The sequence below is a fragment of the Thermogemmatispora sp. genome (genome assembly GCF_019683755.1).
Taxonomy (GTDB): Bacteria; Chloroflexota; Ktedonobacteria; order Ktedonobacterales; family Ktedonobacteraceae; genus Thermogemmatispora.
The window spans coordinates 17576-32002 of sequence record NZ_JADGHT010000012.1 but is presented as its reverse complement, the minus strand read 5'-3'; the positions used below and the strand labels follow the sequence as shown (position 1 = coordinate 32002).

Below are 14427 nucleotides of genomic sequence, written 5' to 3'. Positions count from 1 at the left end.
CAGCGTACGATAGCGCTGGTAACGTTCCCAGCCCCGAGCTGCTGCCTCTCTATGCCATCGCAACTTTGCCCCACTCCTCCTTACTGCTGCTGCTGCTGCTGCTGACCGTCGTGTACGCTTTCTCCTCGTCATCAAGCCAAAGCGAACCGAGCTGAGCCAAGCCAGTCAGCCAACAAAACAACAAAAGAATTGGGCGCGACCTGAGAGAGTCGCGCCGCGTGCTGATAACCTGCCAGAGGGTTGACGCAGCGCGAAACCTCTTCCTGCCAATGGGAACAGGTTGCGCCGCTCCTTATCGTGGCAGTATAGCGAATGCCTTGACATGTGTCAAGACAGCATCCGACGGATGGCCTCCAAATTTCTCGCGGGAACGTCAGGGGGGACAGCGCAGCCTGGAGCCAGGATGAAGTGTTCGCCATTTGTCAACTCCAGGGCCTTTTGCACCTCCTCTTGTACCTGGTCAGGGGTACCGGTGCGCAACACAGTCTTTTCGCTGATGCCGCCCATCACTGCCTTTCCTGAGCGCCGTTTGCCCTCGCGCAGGTCGGGATTCCCTTCGAGGGTGGCGGCCCAGCTAATAGCATGAACAGGGTAGTTTGCCAGCAGATCAAAATAGATGCGAGGACCACAGTTGTGCAGAATGGTAAACTTGCTGCGCCCCTTGATGGCATCCAGAAACTCCAGATCGTACTGTTCACCAAACTCGCGATACTGGTCCTGAGTAAGCAGCCCCTCGCGAGCCCAGCCATTGGTAGCATAGAAGACGCCGCTAGCGCCTTCTTCCATGCAGGCGATGGCGAAGGTAATGAATGTTTCTAGAATGGTACGCAGCCCCGTATGAAGGGCCTTGCGGTCCTCACGAATGCTATGTAGCACCGCCTCTGTGCTGTTGCCGGCTAGGTACTTGGCCACGCCCAGAGGGCAGAAAATGGTTTGGACAAAGTAGGCATCGTTGCCAAGATGATACTTAATAAGCTGCATGGCCCGTAGCTGCTCCGCCAGCGCTCCCTGCGTTGGCTCTAACGGGCGCAGTCGCTTCCAATCGGAAGTACTCTTAATGGGGGTGTCCTCGAAGATCGGCGGCTTGTACTTGTCGCCAGAGGGACGTACGCGGACCTTCCAGCCCTCGACGTGGTAGGAGGCACGGGGATTCACCTTTAGGAAGTCCCAGTCATAGCGCGTGAAGTTTTCAATCATGGCCTCGACAAAGGTTTGCACGTTCCACTCACGCTCATAGTCGTGCCCCCACATGCTCACCGGCACGCGATCGACCGGTTTACCGCGCAAGGCGGCCTCAACACGTTCCTTCTTGTTCAAGGTCTTTCCCATCCCCTCTAGACAAGATCACTAACTAGACAAACCAAGCCTACAGACAAGGTGAGAGAGACAGCGGCTGACGCGCGCTGCCGTCCAATGCAATTCCCTTCAGTGCAGCTGAGCAGAGCCACGCTCTGCTCAGGATGAGGCCCCGTGGAGCCTGGCCGCTCTCGCTCTACGGCAGGCTTACTAGTGCTGGCTGGGTGGTAGGCCACCTGGCCCCCGGCCTGGCAGGCTGCTGGAACGACTGCCGTGTTCCTTGGATCACTTGGGTGAATAGGACCTTGGTGTCTGCTGCTTGCCTGCCTCTGAGGCCCATACACCTGTCTCAGCCTAGCCTGGCCGTGAGCTGGTAGCGGACTGGGAGTGATGTGGCAACTGCCCAGGCGGAGATGACGAGAATGACACGATTGACCTTCCTGCCAAAGTCTGGAATGGTCATAGTGACTTGTCCACTGACCATGTTAGCAGCGAGGCGGCGAACGCTGAAGCCTTGGCCCTCATACACCAGAGCCTGCACACTATAGTGTTCTGGCAGCAGGTTGGCCGAGCGGATAAAGCCGTGGCTGATCCAGCCGTTATCGCTGGTCAGGGTATCCTCAAAGTGCAGCTCTGGGATGCGTATCCAGGCTAGTGCAAAACCCTGACGACTAACTGCATCATCGGTGACCTCCTCAAAGCGCAACTGGATGCGCTGACCAGCATAGGGGGTGAGATCAATCTGCTCCTCTACCCATTGCGGGCTGGCGCCGCCGCTGGTTCCTGTATAGCCATAACCCCAGTTCCCCCCATTGGGGTTGCTAGCCGTGGTGTAGCGTCCGGGCAGCGTTCTCCAGTTGATGCCGTCGGTCGAGGCTTCTACAAAGGCATAATCGTAGTCGCGTTCCAGGTCGAACCAGGCAGCGAATTGCAGTGTGACGTGTTTGCCTTTCAGCCCGCTCAGATCGAAAGCACGAGTCAGGGTACTATCCATATTATCATATCGATTGCTCCACCACTCATAGTGCGAATGGTGGGGGGGCGTGTTCGCGATAATAGGCGTTGTAGGTGTGCCACTGAAGCTAAGGGTCAGAGTGCCCGATTGCCCTGCTGGCTCAAAGGTATAGTACTCTGCTGCGTACTGTTGAATGCTGTTGATCATGGTAAAGGGATAGCTTGTCACTTGCTGTGTCGGCACGCTAACCCCAGCCTGGATGGAGGCGTAGCCGTAGTCTCCCTGATCGATGCTATCGTCCTGGACGACGTTGGCGAGGTACCACTTATTTACTACGTCGTCAAAACGGTCTTTATAACCATGACGGGCAAGGACATGGTCAAAGCTGGCTGGGGGATCAGCAGGATCACTTAGCAGCTCTTTGAGGATAGGATAGCCGCCGTAGTGCTCGGCAAAATAGGCGAGAAAAAGATAGGCCGCGCCATAGTGGTCGAGGGCTGCTGGCATAGCGTCGCTCCAGTCAGTAAGTTGGGTGTTGGGATGGGTGAGAAAGGCGCGGTCAACGCCGTCTACGGAGAAGCCGTTAAGGTGCTGAGCCACTAAGGACATGCCTTCGTTAACCCAGCCCGGGTCAGTCGGATGGACATGCCAGTGAATCAGGTGCTGCAGTTCATGTGCCAGCGTACTGTTGTAATCCGCCGTCCCGGGCAACAAGGCGTCGAGATTCATGTAGATCATCTCGCGCTCATTGCTGTAGGGATTGATGGCTGTTGGATACTCGTCATTGGAGGAAAAATAGCCGCCGACGCCGTTGCCCAGCCCTGTAGCGTTCAGGATGGTCAAATGGGGATCATCATCGATGCCCGGCAGCCACTCGCTGCCAAAGGTAGCGTGCTCGCTAGGATAGATGCGCTCCTCAAAGAGGTCGGCAGAACTTTTAAGGGCCGTCAGGCTGGCGCTCTGGCCATCCTCAACGTACATATAGACATGGGGAGTGATGTAAACTAGCCTGGCACGAATGCGCTGGTAGCGGTGGCTGTCGAGGTTAATGAGCCAGAACTGGTCTTCTTGACCAATGTGGGCATTGAGCGGCGTGCTGCGTTCGCGATGGGACAGGGTTTGCGAGCTGTGCGGCTTGAGGCGTTGTACGAGGCTGTAGAGATCGCGGGGTGGGTGCTCTGTGGTCATGAGCAGGTGCTCAGCTTGCAGAAGCGCTGACAGGTTCTGGGGCGTCGGCGACGGCTTCAGGCTGATCGTGGCGTCGCCAGACGCCGGTGTCTTGACAGAGGCAGCATTGCCAAAGGGCGCACAGGCGCTCGCTGTGACCACTAGTAGAAGTAGCGGCAAAGCCAGCAAGCCCAGCCATTCACGAAGACACAAGGCTCTACCCCGAACCCGGTTGCACATGGTCGCTTAGCCCTCCAATTCCTTGAAGCGATAGCCGACGCCTCGCTCTGTTAAGATATATTGGGGATGGGCGGGATCTTTCTCGATCTTTTGCCGCAGATAGGTAATGTACAGTCGCAGGTAGTGGGCCTCATCGCGGTATTCTCGCCCCCAAACCTTAGAGAGCAGGGTTTCATGGGTGAGTAGACGCCCCGCGTTGTTCACCAGGTGATAGAGCAGACGGTACTCGGTTGGGCGCAGGGTGACTTTCTGGCCACGGACAATGACTTCTCGCCTGGCGAAGTCGATCTTGAGGTCTTTGTCGACGACGATCTCTGTCTTACGTGCCGGGGGCGGCATGAAGGCCCGGCGCAGCAAGGCGCGAATCCGAGAGAGCAGCTCGCGCGGGCTGAAGGGCTTAGCAATGTAATCGTCGGCTCCCAGGTCCAGACCACGGATGCGGTCATGCTCGTCTTGACGCACTGTCAGCATAATCACCGGCACAGTCGAGACTTCGCGAATCTGGCGCAGGGTCTCAAAGCCATCCATATCAGGCATCATGACATCCAGCACGATAAGATCAGGTAGATTTTCACGCAGTTGTTCTAAGGCCTCCTCTCCACTACTTGCCTCCAATACATGGTAATTCTCTAGTTCCAGGTTCATTCGGACAAGATCACGAATACGTGGCTCATCATCGACGATAAGGATAGTAATGTCACGATGATCGAAATTTTCCTTTTCCATCTTTAAAACACCACCATCGGCAATTGCGCCTTTTCCTTGCGAGGCAGACTGAACGAGAAGGTTGAGCCTTGATGCAGCGCACTTTCCACCCAGATTCTTCCCCCATGAGCCTCGATGATCGCACGGCAGATATAGAGGCCGAGGCCGGCGCCCGGGCGCCCTGGTGTTGACGGGTGATTGATACGCTGGAAACGTTGGAAAAGCCGCTCCTGGTCCCGCAGAGAGATACCCATGCCCTGATCGCTGACGCTGACGATCACCTCATCGCCCACAGTTGAGCAACTCACAGTGACGCTGCGCTGCCGGGGTGAATATTTGATAGCGTTATCCAGCAAGTTCTCCAGTACCTCCTCAATGCGGTCGCGGTCGGCCATGACCAGGGGCAGATTAGGAGGGAGCTGCACCTTAATCTCAACATCGGTGCTTCTGGCCTGGAAGCGTCGCACGACGCCTTGAATGAGCGGTTCCAGGTCCAGGGGAGCGATCTCCATGTGCAAGCCGCCGGCTTCGATACGCGAGGCATAGAGCAGGTTGCCAACCAACTTATTGAGACGATCAGCCTCCTCCTCGATAGCGAGAAGACGTGCGCGCAGGGTCTCGCGGTCAAAGCTGGCGTCGGCGCGTGCCAGCGTTGAGGCATAGCCCTTGATGATAGCGATAGGCGTCTGCAGCTCGTGGGAGATGACCGAGATGAACATTGAGCGTTGCTCTTCCTGCTCGCGCTCACGAGTGATATCGCGCACGGTCAAAATGCCGTTCATTGGTTCGCCACGTGCTGAGTGGACGCAGGAGGCTGAGACACTGACACTGAAGCGCTGCCCGTCGCGTGCCGTGATTTGGATCTCGCGGTTGACCACGGGCTTGCCGGCGAAGGCCTGTAAGATGGGCGAGTTTTCCAGTCCCAGGTCGTTGCCTTGCCGATCCTTGGGGCGCAGCACATCATAATAAAAACGGCCCAGCACCTCACTTTCGCGCCAGCCCGTCAGTCGCTCCATTGCCGGGTTAAAGTCGATGATGCGAAAGGCATGGTCAACGGTGAGAATGCCATCGGTGCTGTACTGGAAGATAGCCGCCAGGCGTTCCTGCTCGCGTACCAGCGATTGAGCCTTGAGAGCAAAGCGCATGCTGGCGGCGAGCTGAGCCCGAAAGAGGGCGAAGCGAATCTCATCGTTCTCCAGGCAGGAGCTGCGTCCAATGGGGCGGAGATAATGCAGCATGCCGATCAAGCCGCCCTGATCATGGAGAATCAGCGAGCAGCGCTCATACTCCTGGGGCTGGCGACGACTTTCCGAGTTGGAACCAGCGGGGTCCTGACTGCTATGGAGCTGACTGGGGGTTGTCTTGGCCTCGGTATCTGGTCCGATGAAGTCCGCAAAGAGGTCCAGCTCATCCAGCAGAGCGGCTGGCAGGCGCTCAACCACGAAGGGGCGGGCCGGCGTAGGCAGGGGCCCGCGTTGGATATGAGCCAGCAGGCTAGCAACCGCCGTCTCGTTGATTTGATAGGCGGTGTATTCTTCGCTACTCTGAGGGTCAAAGGCCTCGTTGGCGACCACGAATAGCCCGGCCTCTCCTCCCAAGAGACGAATGGCGCTCCCGATAAGAATCACAAGTTGGCCATGCAGGTCCTTGAAATGCTGCGTCAGGGATCGGGACATGGCAGGCTCCGACAAAGACAAAGACAGAAACAAGGCATCTCTATGGGTACAGAGCGGGGCCGGCGGGTTGACACAGTTCCCCGCCGGGGATTGTCAACGTTCGGTGTCAGTGCTATTTTAACACAAAGCTTTCAGGTAGGACAGTGATGCACATCGACATCTTTACGCTCTTCCCTGCCATGTTTGAAGGGCCGTTTTCTGAGAGCATTCTGAAACGTGCCCGTGAGCGTGGTCTGCTCTCGATAGCCTTGCACAACATTCGGGATTTTACAACCGATAAGCATCACGTTGTCGATGATTACCCCTATGGCGGCGGCGTCGGTATGGTAATGAAGCCTGAGCCGATTTTTGCCGCTGTCGAGGCCGTCTATCAGGGCGGCCCCATTATTCTGCTCACTCCTCAGGGCCGGCTCTTTAATCAACAGATCGCGCGCGAATTGGCGCAGGAGCCGCGTTTGTCGCTGATCTGTGGCCACTACGAGGGAGTTGATGAGCGAGTGGCCGAGCATCTGGCTACCGATCAGCTCTCGATTGGTGACTATGTGCTTACCGGCGGCGAGCTACCAGCAATGGTAGTCGTCGATGCGGTTGCGCGCCTGATCCCTGGTGTTCTAGGCCATGACGAGTCAACGCACGAGGAGTCGCACAGCAATTATCTGCTCGAGTACCCCCAGTACACTCGTCCGCCCGAGTTTCGTGGCTGGAAGGTGCCTGAGGTCTTGCTCTCCGGTAATCATGCGCAGATCGCTCGCTGGCGGCGAAAGGAGGCCCTGCGGCGCACGCGACGGCGACGCCCCGATCTCTTTGCTAAGCTCGATTTGAGCAGCAAAGAGGATCAGAAGCTGCTCAAAGAGCTGGACGCCGAAGGCTGGTGAGTGACTCATCCCCGAGCAAGATCACCTGCCACCTGCTCCTTGTCTCCCTGTCTATCTCTCTGCTCACTGGCCTCCGACTGACTCAAGGCTTCTCCCACTGCCTCGCAGTTGTCATTGGGCGCTCGAGCGAGATGGAGACAATGGACTGGGCTCTGAAGCCAGGAACGGGCTGGCCTGGGGCCGCAGATAGCCTTTCATTCATCCTCGCCAAGAGCCGGCTCGTTATCGGCGGCACGTGGCTCACGTAGCTGGCGCTCTTGCTGGCGACGAAGAGCCTCCTGCCGGGCCCGTTCCTCCGCAATAATTTCCTCAACCTCATCGGCCATGGTGCGTCCTTCGCCCTCATATCGGCCTCCGCTGCTGCCTGGATGGCTCTCCAGTACCTCACGCGCCCGTCCTCCGCTTTCCTGGGGACCGATGACGCCGTGGGCCTCGAGTAGATCGATCAGGCGAGCTGCACGAGCGTAGCCGATGCGCAGGCGCCGTTGCAGCAACGAGATCGATGCACGCCCATATTCGCGTACCACCTGTTCCGCCTGCTCCAGCAGCTCATCGTCGAGCGTGGCTTCTTCAGCTTCCTGCTCCTTGATCTCCCAGCCTGGTTCGACCTCGGGCGTGCCTGCCGGACGATGCTGGGCTGCCTGCTCTTTCCAATACGCAACCAGGCGCTCAATTTCCTCGTCGGCAACAAAGGCGCCCTGGATGCGCTCCGGCTTGCCGGCATCGGCGGGCAGATAGAGCATATCGCCACGTCCTAGCAGGCGCTCGGCTCCGCCCATGTCGATGATGGTACGCGAGTCGATAGCCGAGCTGACCATGAAGGAGATCCGTGTCGGGATGTTAGCTTTGATCAGTCCGGTGATCACGTCGACCGACGGACGCTGCGTGGCTACCACCAGATGGATGCCCGTGGCTCGGGCGAGCTGAGCCAGGCGGCAGATCAGGCCCTCTACCTCCTCGGGAGCCGTCATCATCAGGTCGGCCAGCTCGTCAATGATGATGACGATGGCAGGCAGATTCTGGAGCGAGTTGTCGCCGCGGGCCAGCCGCTCGTTGCGTAGCTTGCGGTAGCTATCCAGATTGCGCACTCCCAGGCGGGAGAAGAGGCGATAGCGGCGCTCCATCTCATGGATAGCATTTTTGAGCAGACCCACAACGGTGTCGACCTCGGTTACGACCGGCATCAGCAAGTGTGGAATCCCGTTGTAGTGCGTCAGCTCGACCATTTTGGGGTCAACGAGCAGGAGGCGCAGGTCGTCGGGTGTGGCCTGCATCAGGAAGGTGGCAATCATTGCATTGATACAGACGCTTTTCCCTGCCCCTGTGGCTCCAGCGATCAGCAAGTGGGGCATCCGTGCCAGGTCGCCAACGCGCACAGCGCCAGCGACATCTTTACCCAAAGCCACCGCTAGCTTGGACTTGGCGCGTGCCGCCTGATACTCCTTGCTCTCCAGTACCTCGCGCAACGTTACCAGACGACTATTTTTATTAGGAATCTCGACGCCAACGTAGGGCCGGCCCGGTACGGGGGCCTCCATGCGAATCGAGCGCGCCTCCAGTACCAGGGCCAGATCGTTCTGCAGGGCCATAATACGGCTCACGCGCGTGCGCGATTCATAGACGATGTTGCCTGCTGCATCGCGTACAGGGACCAGGCGTCCTTTCTCATCGGGCTGCATGGCTGGCTTGCCCGTGGGGCGAATCCCGAAGCGGATGACTGTGGGGCCAATGCTGATATCTTCGGGACGTACCTCTGCCTCAACGCGAAAGCTGCGTAGAGTATCCTGGATCAACTTGGCCAGGGCTACAGTGTCCTCGCCAAGCATCTGGAGTTTCATATCCTCGGGACGATTGAGCAAGCCGAGATCTGGCAGCTTCCAGGGTGACGGCGACTGGCCTGCGCCGCGCGGCTGAGAACCCTTTCCGACCTCTACAGGGGCCGACTGACGCTTGAGAGGGTTGGGTGTGAGCGGCTCCATTTCGGGCAGGTTAGGTACAATGTTGCCCGCCGAAATATGCAGGGGTTGCTGAGGTACCTGCTCAGCGCCAAAGGGCAATGGCTGTTGCTGTGCACCGCGTGTAGCGGCCTGATATTCCTGGCGATCAAGCGGCTTAGGCGCTGGCTGAGGGCTACGCGAGAGGGAGCCGAGCGGGTGCCGGTAGGACACCCCTCCGTTATCCTGCTCATCCTCGCTGTCAAAGTCAGGCTCAAACTCGATGATGTCCTCTTCCGCGTCATTGAAAGAGGATTCCGCGCCTGGACGGGACTGGCCAGCGGCAGCAAAGGCCTCGGCTGCATGAGCGGCCCCAGCATCTGCTCTACCGCTGTTGCTGGCCTGCGCCTGGCTGCTATAGCGACTATAGCGCGGACGCTGACCAAGGAAAGGCGAGGGGCCACGGGCGCGGTCGCCACCATCAACATGACTGGGTCGCTCGACATGGTCGGCAAAGAGCCGTCGCAAGAAGCGAGCGACAGTCAGGATGTGCCCGAAGGTAATGCGAAAAGTTACTATGCTGACAATGACAATCAGCCCCAGAATGAGAATATGGCCGACGGCAGCGGGCCAATTGCGAAGAGGCCAGATGAGAAGGGCCCCTACAACACCACCGGTCTCACCGCCGAAAATCAGTTGACTCTCGGCCAATATCAGGAGCCAGAGCAAAGTTAATCCGCCCACCAAAGACCAACGCAGCAGGTTGCGCCGCGCTAGACCCTCGACTAGTAAGGCTACGGCAAGAGCAAGCAAGCCTAGAGCTAATACATAGGCGGCCCAGCCAAAGAAAGTTGTGAAAAAGGCGTAGAAGTCTTTCAGAATAAAGGCTTGCCGAAGGATGGTCAGCGAACCGAGCAGGAGCAAGGAAAGCAGCAAGAGGAGCGAACTATAGACTTGTTGCTGCTGATGTGGTTCAAGGTGCTGCCATTGCTCACGCAGCCAATTGATAAAGCGCTCATCACCGGTCTGATCAGAAGGGGGCGACGAAGAGGAGGGAGAAGCCTTGCGCTTGGGTGATCGAGAGCCTGAGGCGCGCTTGGAAGCCTGGCGAGCATTGGCAGAGCCGGGGCTAGGGGTACGCTGCTCAACACGGACACGGCTCGACCCCACAGCGCCAGCGGCAGCGCTGGCCCGCGCTGTGCGTCTGGCCTCAACACCCGGTACGATACGCTCCTTGCGCTGATTCTTCTGATCGCTGGCTGCCATTCCCGCTCCGTCTGCTCCTCCCGTTAGCTAGGCAGGCTATGCTCAAGTGTGGTCTTCATAAAAAGAGGCGTACTCTTCTGCCACCCCAGCAGCGCTTGTACCTGGATAGCGCCTGCCGGAGTTCTATACGCAACACCAGTATGATAGCGCAGATGTTCCAAGGGCGCAAGTGGGGAGATCGCGGCTCAGTCAAGCCTCAGCAAGAGATGGCGAGAGCGATCATGAGGGCAGCCTCTGGCTCAGCGGCAGGGAAACCTGCAGCTCTCGGCTGTCGTAGCGATCCTGCCCGTCCAGGCGTCAGGTCGGAGAAGCAGTCAATAAAGCCAAGCCCAAAAAAAAAGAGCGCTTGGGAGGACTGGATGAACAGAGCAGAGAAGGGATCAGATCGCATCAAGCATCTGCTTCCTTGGCACTTTCCTCGCAGCGCTCTCTAACTGAAGCATAAGCGGTGCCTGTCGCAGCGGCATCGGCAACCTGTCGCAGAATTGTCGCATGCTGCAAGGCAGGCCATCGCGCTGTGGACGGTAGGCAGCCGACAGCCAGGTCAAGCCTGAGAGCAGGGAGAGAGGGCGCTCTCATCCCGAAGAGACAGAGGGGCGGGAGACAAGGCCGACGATCGGCAAATCGTGCGGCGGCTCTCGCCCCTCTGTCTCGTGCCGTAGAGTGTTTCTACTGTGTGTCTGCTTAGACCTCCATCACCACCGGCAGGACCATAGGCCGGCGATGGGTTTTCTCATAGAGAAACTCGCTAAGCGTGTGCTTGATCTTATCCTTGACGAACGACCAGTCGGAGGCGTGGCCGTTCAGGCCGACGAACGACTCTAGCACCCGCTCACGCGCGCTCGCCAGTAGCTCTTCGGCATCGCGCATGTAGACGAAGCCGCGCGAAATGATGTCTGGTCCTGCCAGCGGGCGCCCGGTCTCTTTATCGACCGTAAGCACCGCCATCAGGATGCCATCCTGAGCCAGCACCTGGCGATCACGCAGCACGATCTGGCCGACATCGCCGACGCCCAGGCCGTCGACATAGACATTGCCACAGGAGACATGGCCGACGGCATGAATCGAGTTCTTCGTGACTTCGATCACATCGCCGTCCTCAGCGATCACGATGTGATCCTCCGGGATGCCCAGCGAGGCAGCCAGCTTTGCATGCAGCATAAGCTGGCGATACTCGCCGTGGATTGGCACGAAGAACTTGGGCCGGATCATGCTCAGCATCAGCTTCAGCTCTTCCTGGGCAGCATGACCAGAGACATGCACCGGCGAGACACCCTGATAGAAAACCTCCGCTCCCTGACGGAACAGATTATTGATCGTGCGATTGACCATCTTCTCGTTGCCCGGCACAGGTGTTGCAGAGAGAATCACGGTGTCACCCGGCTGGATGCGCACAAGACGATGATCTTGGTTGGCAATGCGCGTCAGGGCTGAGGTCGGCTCGCCCTGGCTGCCGGTGCAGATGATCACGATGCGCTCGGGAGGCAGCTTGTGAATGTCCTCGGGCCGGATGAGTGTATGCTTGGGGATGTTCAGATAGCCCAGGTCGATGGCCATCTGAACATTGCTCACCATGCTGCGCCCGACCAGTGCCACGTGACGCCCATAGCGCACCGCCGTATCAACCACCTGCTGCACTCGCGAAATCAGAGAGGCGAAGGTAGCGATCAGGATGCGCCCGGGAGCATTGGCGAAGATCTTGTCGAGCGACTCGCTGATGACGCGCTCAGAGGGCGTATAGCCAGGAGACTCAACGCGCGTACTATCGCCCAAGAGCACAAGCACGCCTTCCGTTCCAATGCGCGCCAGGGTGCCGAAGTCCGCCGGCTGCCCGTCGACCGGCGTATGGTCGAATTTATAGTCACCGGTGTGCACCACGGTGCCAATGGGCGTGTGGATGACGATGCCCACTGCGTCGGGAATGCTGTGATTGACGTGGAAGAACTCCGCGGTGCACTTGCCCAGTTTGACCTTATCGCCTGGAGCTACGACCTTGATGACGGCACGATCCTGCAGCTTGTGTTCCTTCAGCTTTACCTGGATCAGCCCCTGGGTCAGGCGAGTGGCGTAGACGGGAGGGAAGTCGAGCGCGGGGAGAACGTAGGGGAGGCCACCGATGTGGTCCTCATGACCGTGGGTGATCAGGATGGCCCGGATACGCTGCTTTTTGTCCTGCAGATAGCTGGTGTCCGGTATCACCAGATCAACCCCAAACATCTCGTCATCGGGAAACATCAACCCTACGTCAACGATGATGATATCCTCACCATACTCGATCACCATCATGTTCTTTCCGACTTCCCCAAGCCCACCCAGGGGGACAAGTCGAATTTTTTCCATTGTCAAGGTAACAAAAACCTCCTAACCACACTCAAGCATGAGTATGCCCACTCTTTGCTTTTGATGAGATATATGTCCACTCCTGTCTCCGCCAACAGGAGTTATAGCCAAATACAGAAAAGTCTACGCAACGTTCAACTATCAAAAATACACGCTATACGGCTCTATTATTCCATTAAAAGTCTAGCATATTCGATACGAAAAGACAAGGAAGAGCTAGGCGGCGGTGGCTCGCGTGCAGCAACCTGAGCTTTCTCGGGTCGCTGACCGACCCGTGGGGTTGCCGGTCACTCCCTCTCATCTTTGTTATATCGACTGCTTTGCTCTTTTTCTGCAGATTAGAACACTTGTCTATTAACGGATATTCCCCAGCAAGGCCCGTGCGATCACCACGCGCTGAATCTGGTTGGTGCCCTCGAAGATCTGGGCGACCTTGACATCGCGCATATAGCGCTCAACGGGATAATCTCGGACATAGCCGGCGCCGCCCAGCACCTGGACCGCATTGGTTGTGACCTCCATTGCCACGTCAGTCGCAAAGCACTTGGCCATCGAGGCGTACATACTGGCATTTTGCTCGTGGTCCAGCTTATAGGCGGCCTCATAGACCAGGAGGCGTGCGGCCTCGATCTTCATCGCCATATCGGCCAGCATGAACTGCACGCCCTGGAAGGCCCCGATCGGCTGGCCGAACTGCGTACGTTGGCGAGCGTAGGAGCGGGCAACCTCAAAAGCGGCCTGTGCCACCCCCACGGCGATGGCGCCAATATTAATGCGCCCGCCGTCCAGCGACGAGAGAGCAATCTTGAAGCCCTGGCCTTCCTCGCCCAGGCGCTGGCTAAGCGGAATAGCGCACTGCTCGAAGATTAACTCCCGAGTGGGGGAGGAGCGCAAGCCCATCTTGCGCTCAGTTTTCCCGAAGCGGAAGCCGGAGGTACCTTTCTCAACGACAAAGCAGCTAATGCCTTGGGAGCCGCGGACCGGACTGGTGCGGGCCATCACCAGGTAGAGGTCGGCTTCTCCGCCGTTGGTGACCCACATCTTAGTACCATTGAGTAGATAGCAGTCGCCCCGGCGCTCGGCACGGCACTGGAGGCTAGCCGCATCCGAGCCAGCACCCGCTTCACTGAGGGCAAAGGCCCCCAGTAGCTCACCGCGAGCCAGGCGTCGGACCCAGCGCTCGCGCTGCTCCTCGCTACCAAAGCGGGCGATAGAGCCAGCTACCATGTTATGCACCGACAGGCCCACGGCGGTCGCCATGTCTCCCTGGGCCAACTCTTCATACACCAGGGCCGCTACGGTCCGGCTAAGAGCACTTCCCCCATAGGCCTCGGAAATGGTCATACCCAATAGGCCCAGGGAGGCCATCTTCATGTAAACTTCGCGCGGAAAATATTCCTCTTCATCCCACCTGGAGGCATACGGCGCAATCTCTTGCTCCGTGAAGCGACGGACGGTGTCGCGAATCGCTCGTTGCTCTTCATTGAGATCGAACTGCACTGCTGACTCCTGTTCTGCTACTGGCTACAGCTCGCTACCGATCGACGGAGGCGAGCCGAACCGGCGAACATGCCTGCTTTTTTGGCTCATGAACCCTAGCTGATGCAGGCTGGGCCAGGACAGGAAAGACGGACAGACCAAAGTGAAGCGGTAGGCGAGGTATGCTCTGCTGCCAGGCCAGGCAGGCTAAGCGCCGATGCGCGGTCTGCGATGGACAGACGAGCAGCCTCTGCCAACCTCTTCATCATTATAGCAGTCCTGCAACCAGGTGCGTTGATAGCTGCCAGTGTGAGAAACGGAGCGGAACAGGGCAAGCACCAGGCTAGTACCAGACTCGCTCGAGTGTTTGCTTGACCCCAGCGAGCCGAGCGGTACGCCAGAGGGCAGAGAAGCTGACTGACCGGCGAGCGGCGGAGCGGGTAACCATCAGAGTTGGCGCCTGGCTTGCGCGCTTCCTGCTGCGTTTCAACAAG

At 58.3% G+C, this 14427-nt stretch carries 8 protein-coding genes; 1 reads left to right on the top strand and 7 read right to left on the bottom strand.

From position 1 onward, the window contains the following. Positions 1-327 precede the first annotated feature (327 nt). The 4 genes from IRZ24_RS02135 to IRZ24_RS02120 all read right to left on the bottom strand — a co-directional run bounded on the left by IRZ24_RS02135 (position 328) and on the right by IRZ24_RS02120 (position 6039). The gene (locus tag IRZ24_RS02135; RefSeq protein WP_297160115.1) at positions 328-1317 is read right to left on the bottom strand and encodes a uroporphyrinogen decarboxylase family protein; all 990 of its coding nucleotides are present in this window, start codon (positions 1315-1317) and stop codon (positions 328-330) included. A 328-nt stretch (positions 1318-1645) separates the two neighbouring features. Next, positions 1646-3631: an immune inhibitor A domain-containing protein gene (locus tag IRZ24_RS02130; protein WP_297160114.1), complete on the bottom strand. Its 1986-nt coding sequence runs from the start codon at positions 3629-3631 to the stop codon at positions 1646-1648. A gap of 33 nt (positions 3632-3664) precedes the next feature. Then, positions 3665-4384, bottom strand: a complete 720-nt coding sequence (locus IRZ24_RS02125; protein WP_297160113.1) for a response regulator transcription factor — start codon at positions 4382-4384, stop codon at positions 3665-3667. Between the two features lie 2 nt (positions 4385-4386). Further along, positions 4387-6039, bottom strand: a complete 1653-nt coding sequence (locus IRZ24_RS02120) for an ATP-binding protein (RefSeq protein WP_297160111.1) — start codon at positions 6037-6039, stop codon at positions 4387-4389. A 146-nt stretch (positions 6040-6185) separates the two neighbouring features. On the opposite strand from IRZ24_RS02120, the gene trmD reads away from it, so the two are divergent. After that, positions 6186-6914: a tRNA (guanosine(37)-N1)-methyltransferase TrmD gene (gene trmD, locus IRZ24_RS02115; protein WP_297160110.1), complete on the top strand. Its 729-nt coding sequence runs from the start codon at positions 6186-6188 to the stop codon at positions 6912-6914. Between the two features lie 194 nt (positions 6915-7108). Here trmD and IRZ24_RS02110 read toward each other — a convergent pair whose 3' ends face one another. From IRZ24_RS02110 to IRZ24_RS02100, 3 genes are all read right to left on the bottom strand, one after another. Further along, on the bottom strand, positions 7109-10114 hold the full coding sequence (locus tag IRZ24_RS02110; RefSeq protein ID WP_297160108.1) for a DNA translocase FtsK: 3006 nt from the start codon (positions 10112-10114) through the stop codon (positions 7109-7111). Between the two features lie 684 nt (positions 10115-10798). Then, entirely contained in the window at positions 10799-12454 is a 1656-nt protein-coding gene (locus tag IRZ24_RS02105; protein WP_297160116.1) for a ribonuclease J, read from the bottom strand. 354 nt (positions 12455-12808) lie between these two features. Then, entirely contained in the window at positions 12809-13954 is a 1146-nt protein-coding gene (locus IRZ24_RS02100; protein ID WP_297160106.1) for an acyl-CoA dehydrogenase family protein, read from the bottom strand. Positions 13955-14427: the final 473 nt, after the last annotated feature.

Excerpts from the sequence above, each read along its gene's own strand:
- IRZ24_RS02125 (WP_297160113.1), bottom strand. The coding sequence starts at position 4,384 with ATGGAAAAGGAAAATTTCGATCATCGTGACATTACTATCCTTATCGTC.
- IRZ24_RS02120 (WP_297160111.1), bottom strand. The coding sequence starts at position 6,039 with ATGTCCCGATCCCTGACGCAGCATTTCAAGGACCTGCATGGCCAACTT.
- trmD (WP_297160110.1), top strand. The coding sequence starts at position 6,186 with ATGCACATCGACATCTTTACGCTCTTCCCTGCCATGTTTGAAGGGCCG.
- IRZ24_RS02110 (WP_297160108.1), bottom strand. The coding sequence starts at position 10,114 with ATGGCAGCCAGCGATCAGAAGAATCAGCGCAAGGAGCGTATCGTACCG.
- IRZ24_RS02105 (WP_297160116.1), bottom strand. The coding sequence starts at position 12,454 with ATGGAAAAAATTCGACTTGTCCCCCTGGGTGGGCTTGGGGAAGTCGGA.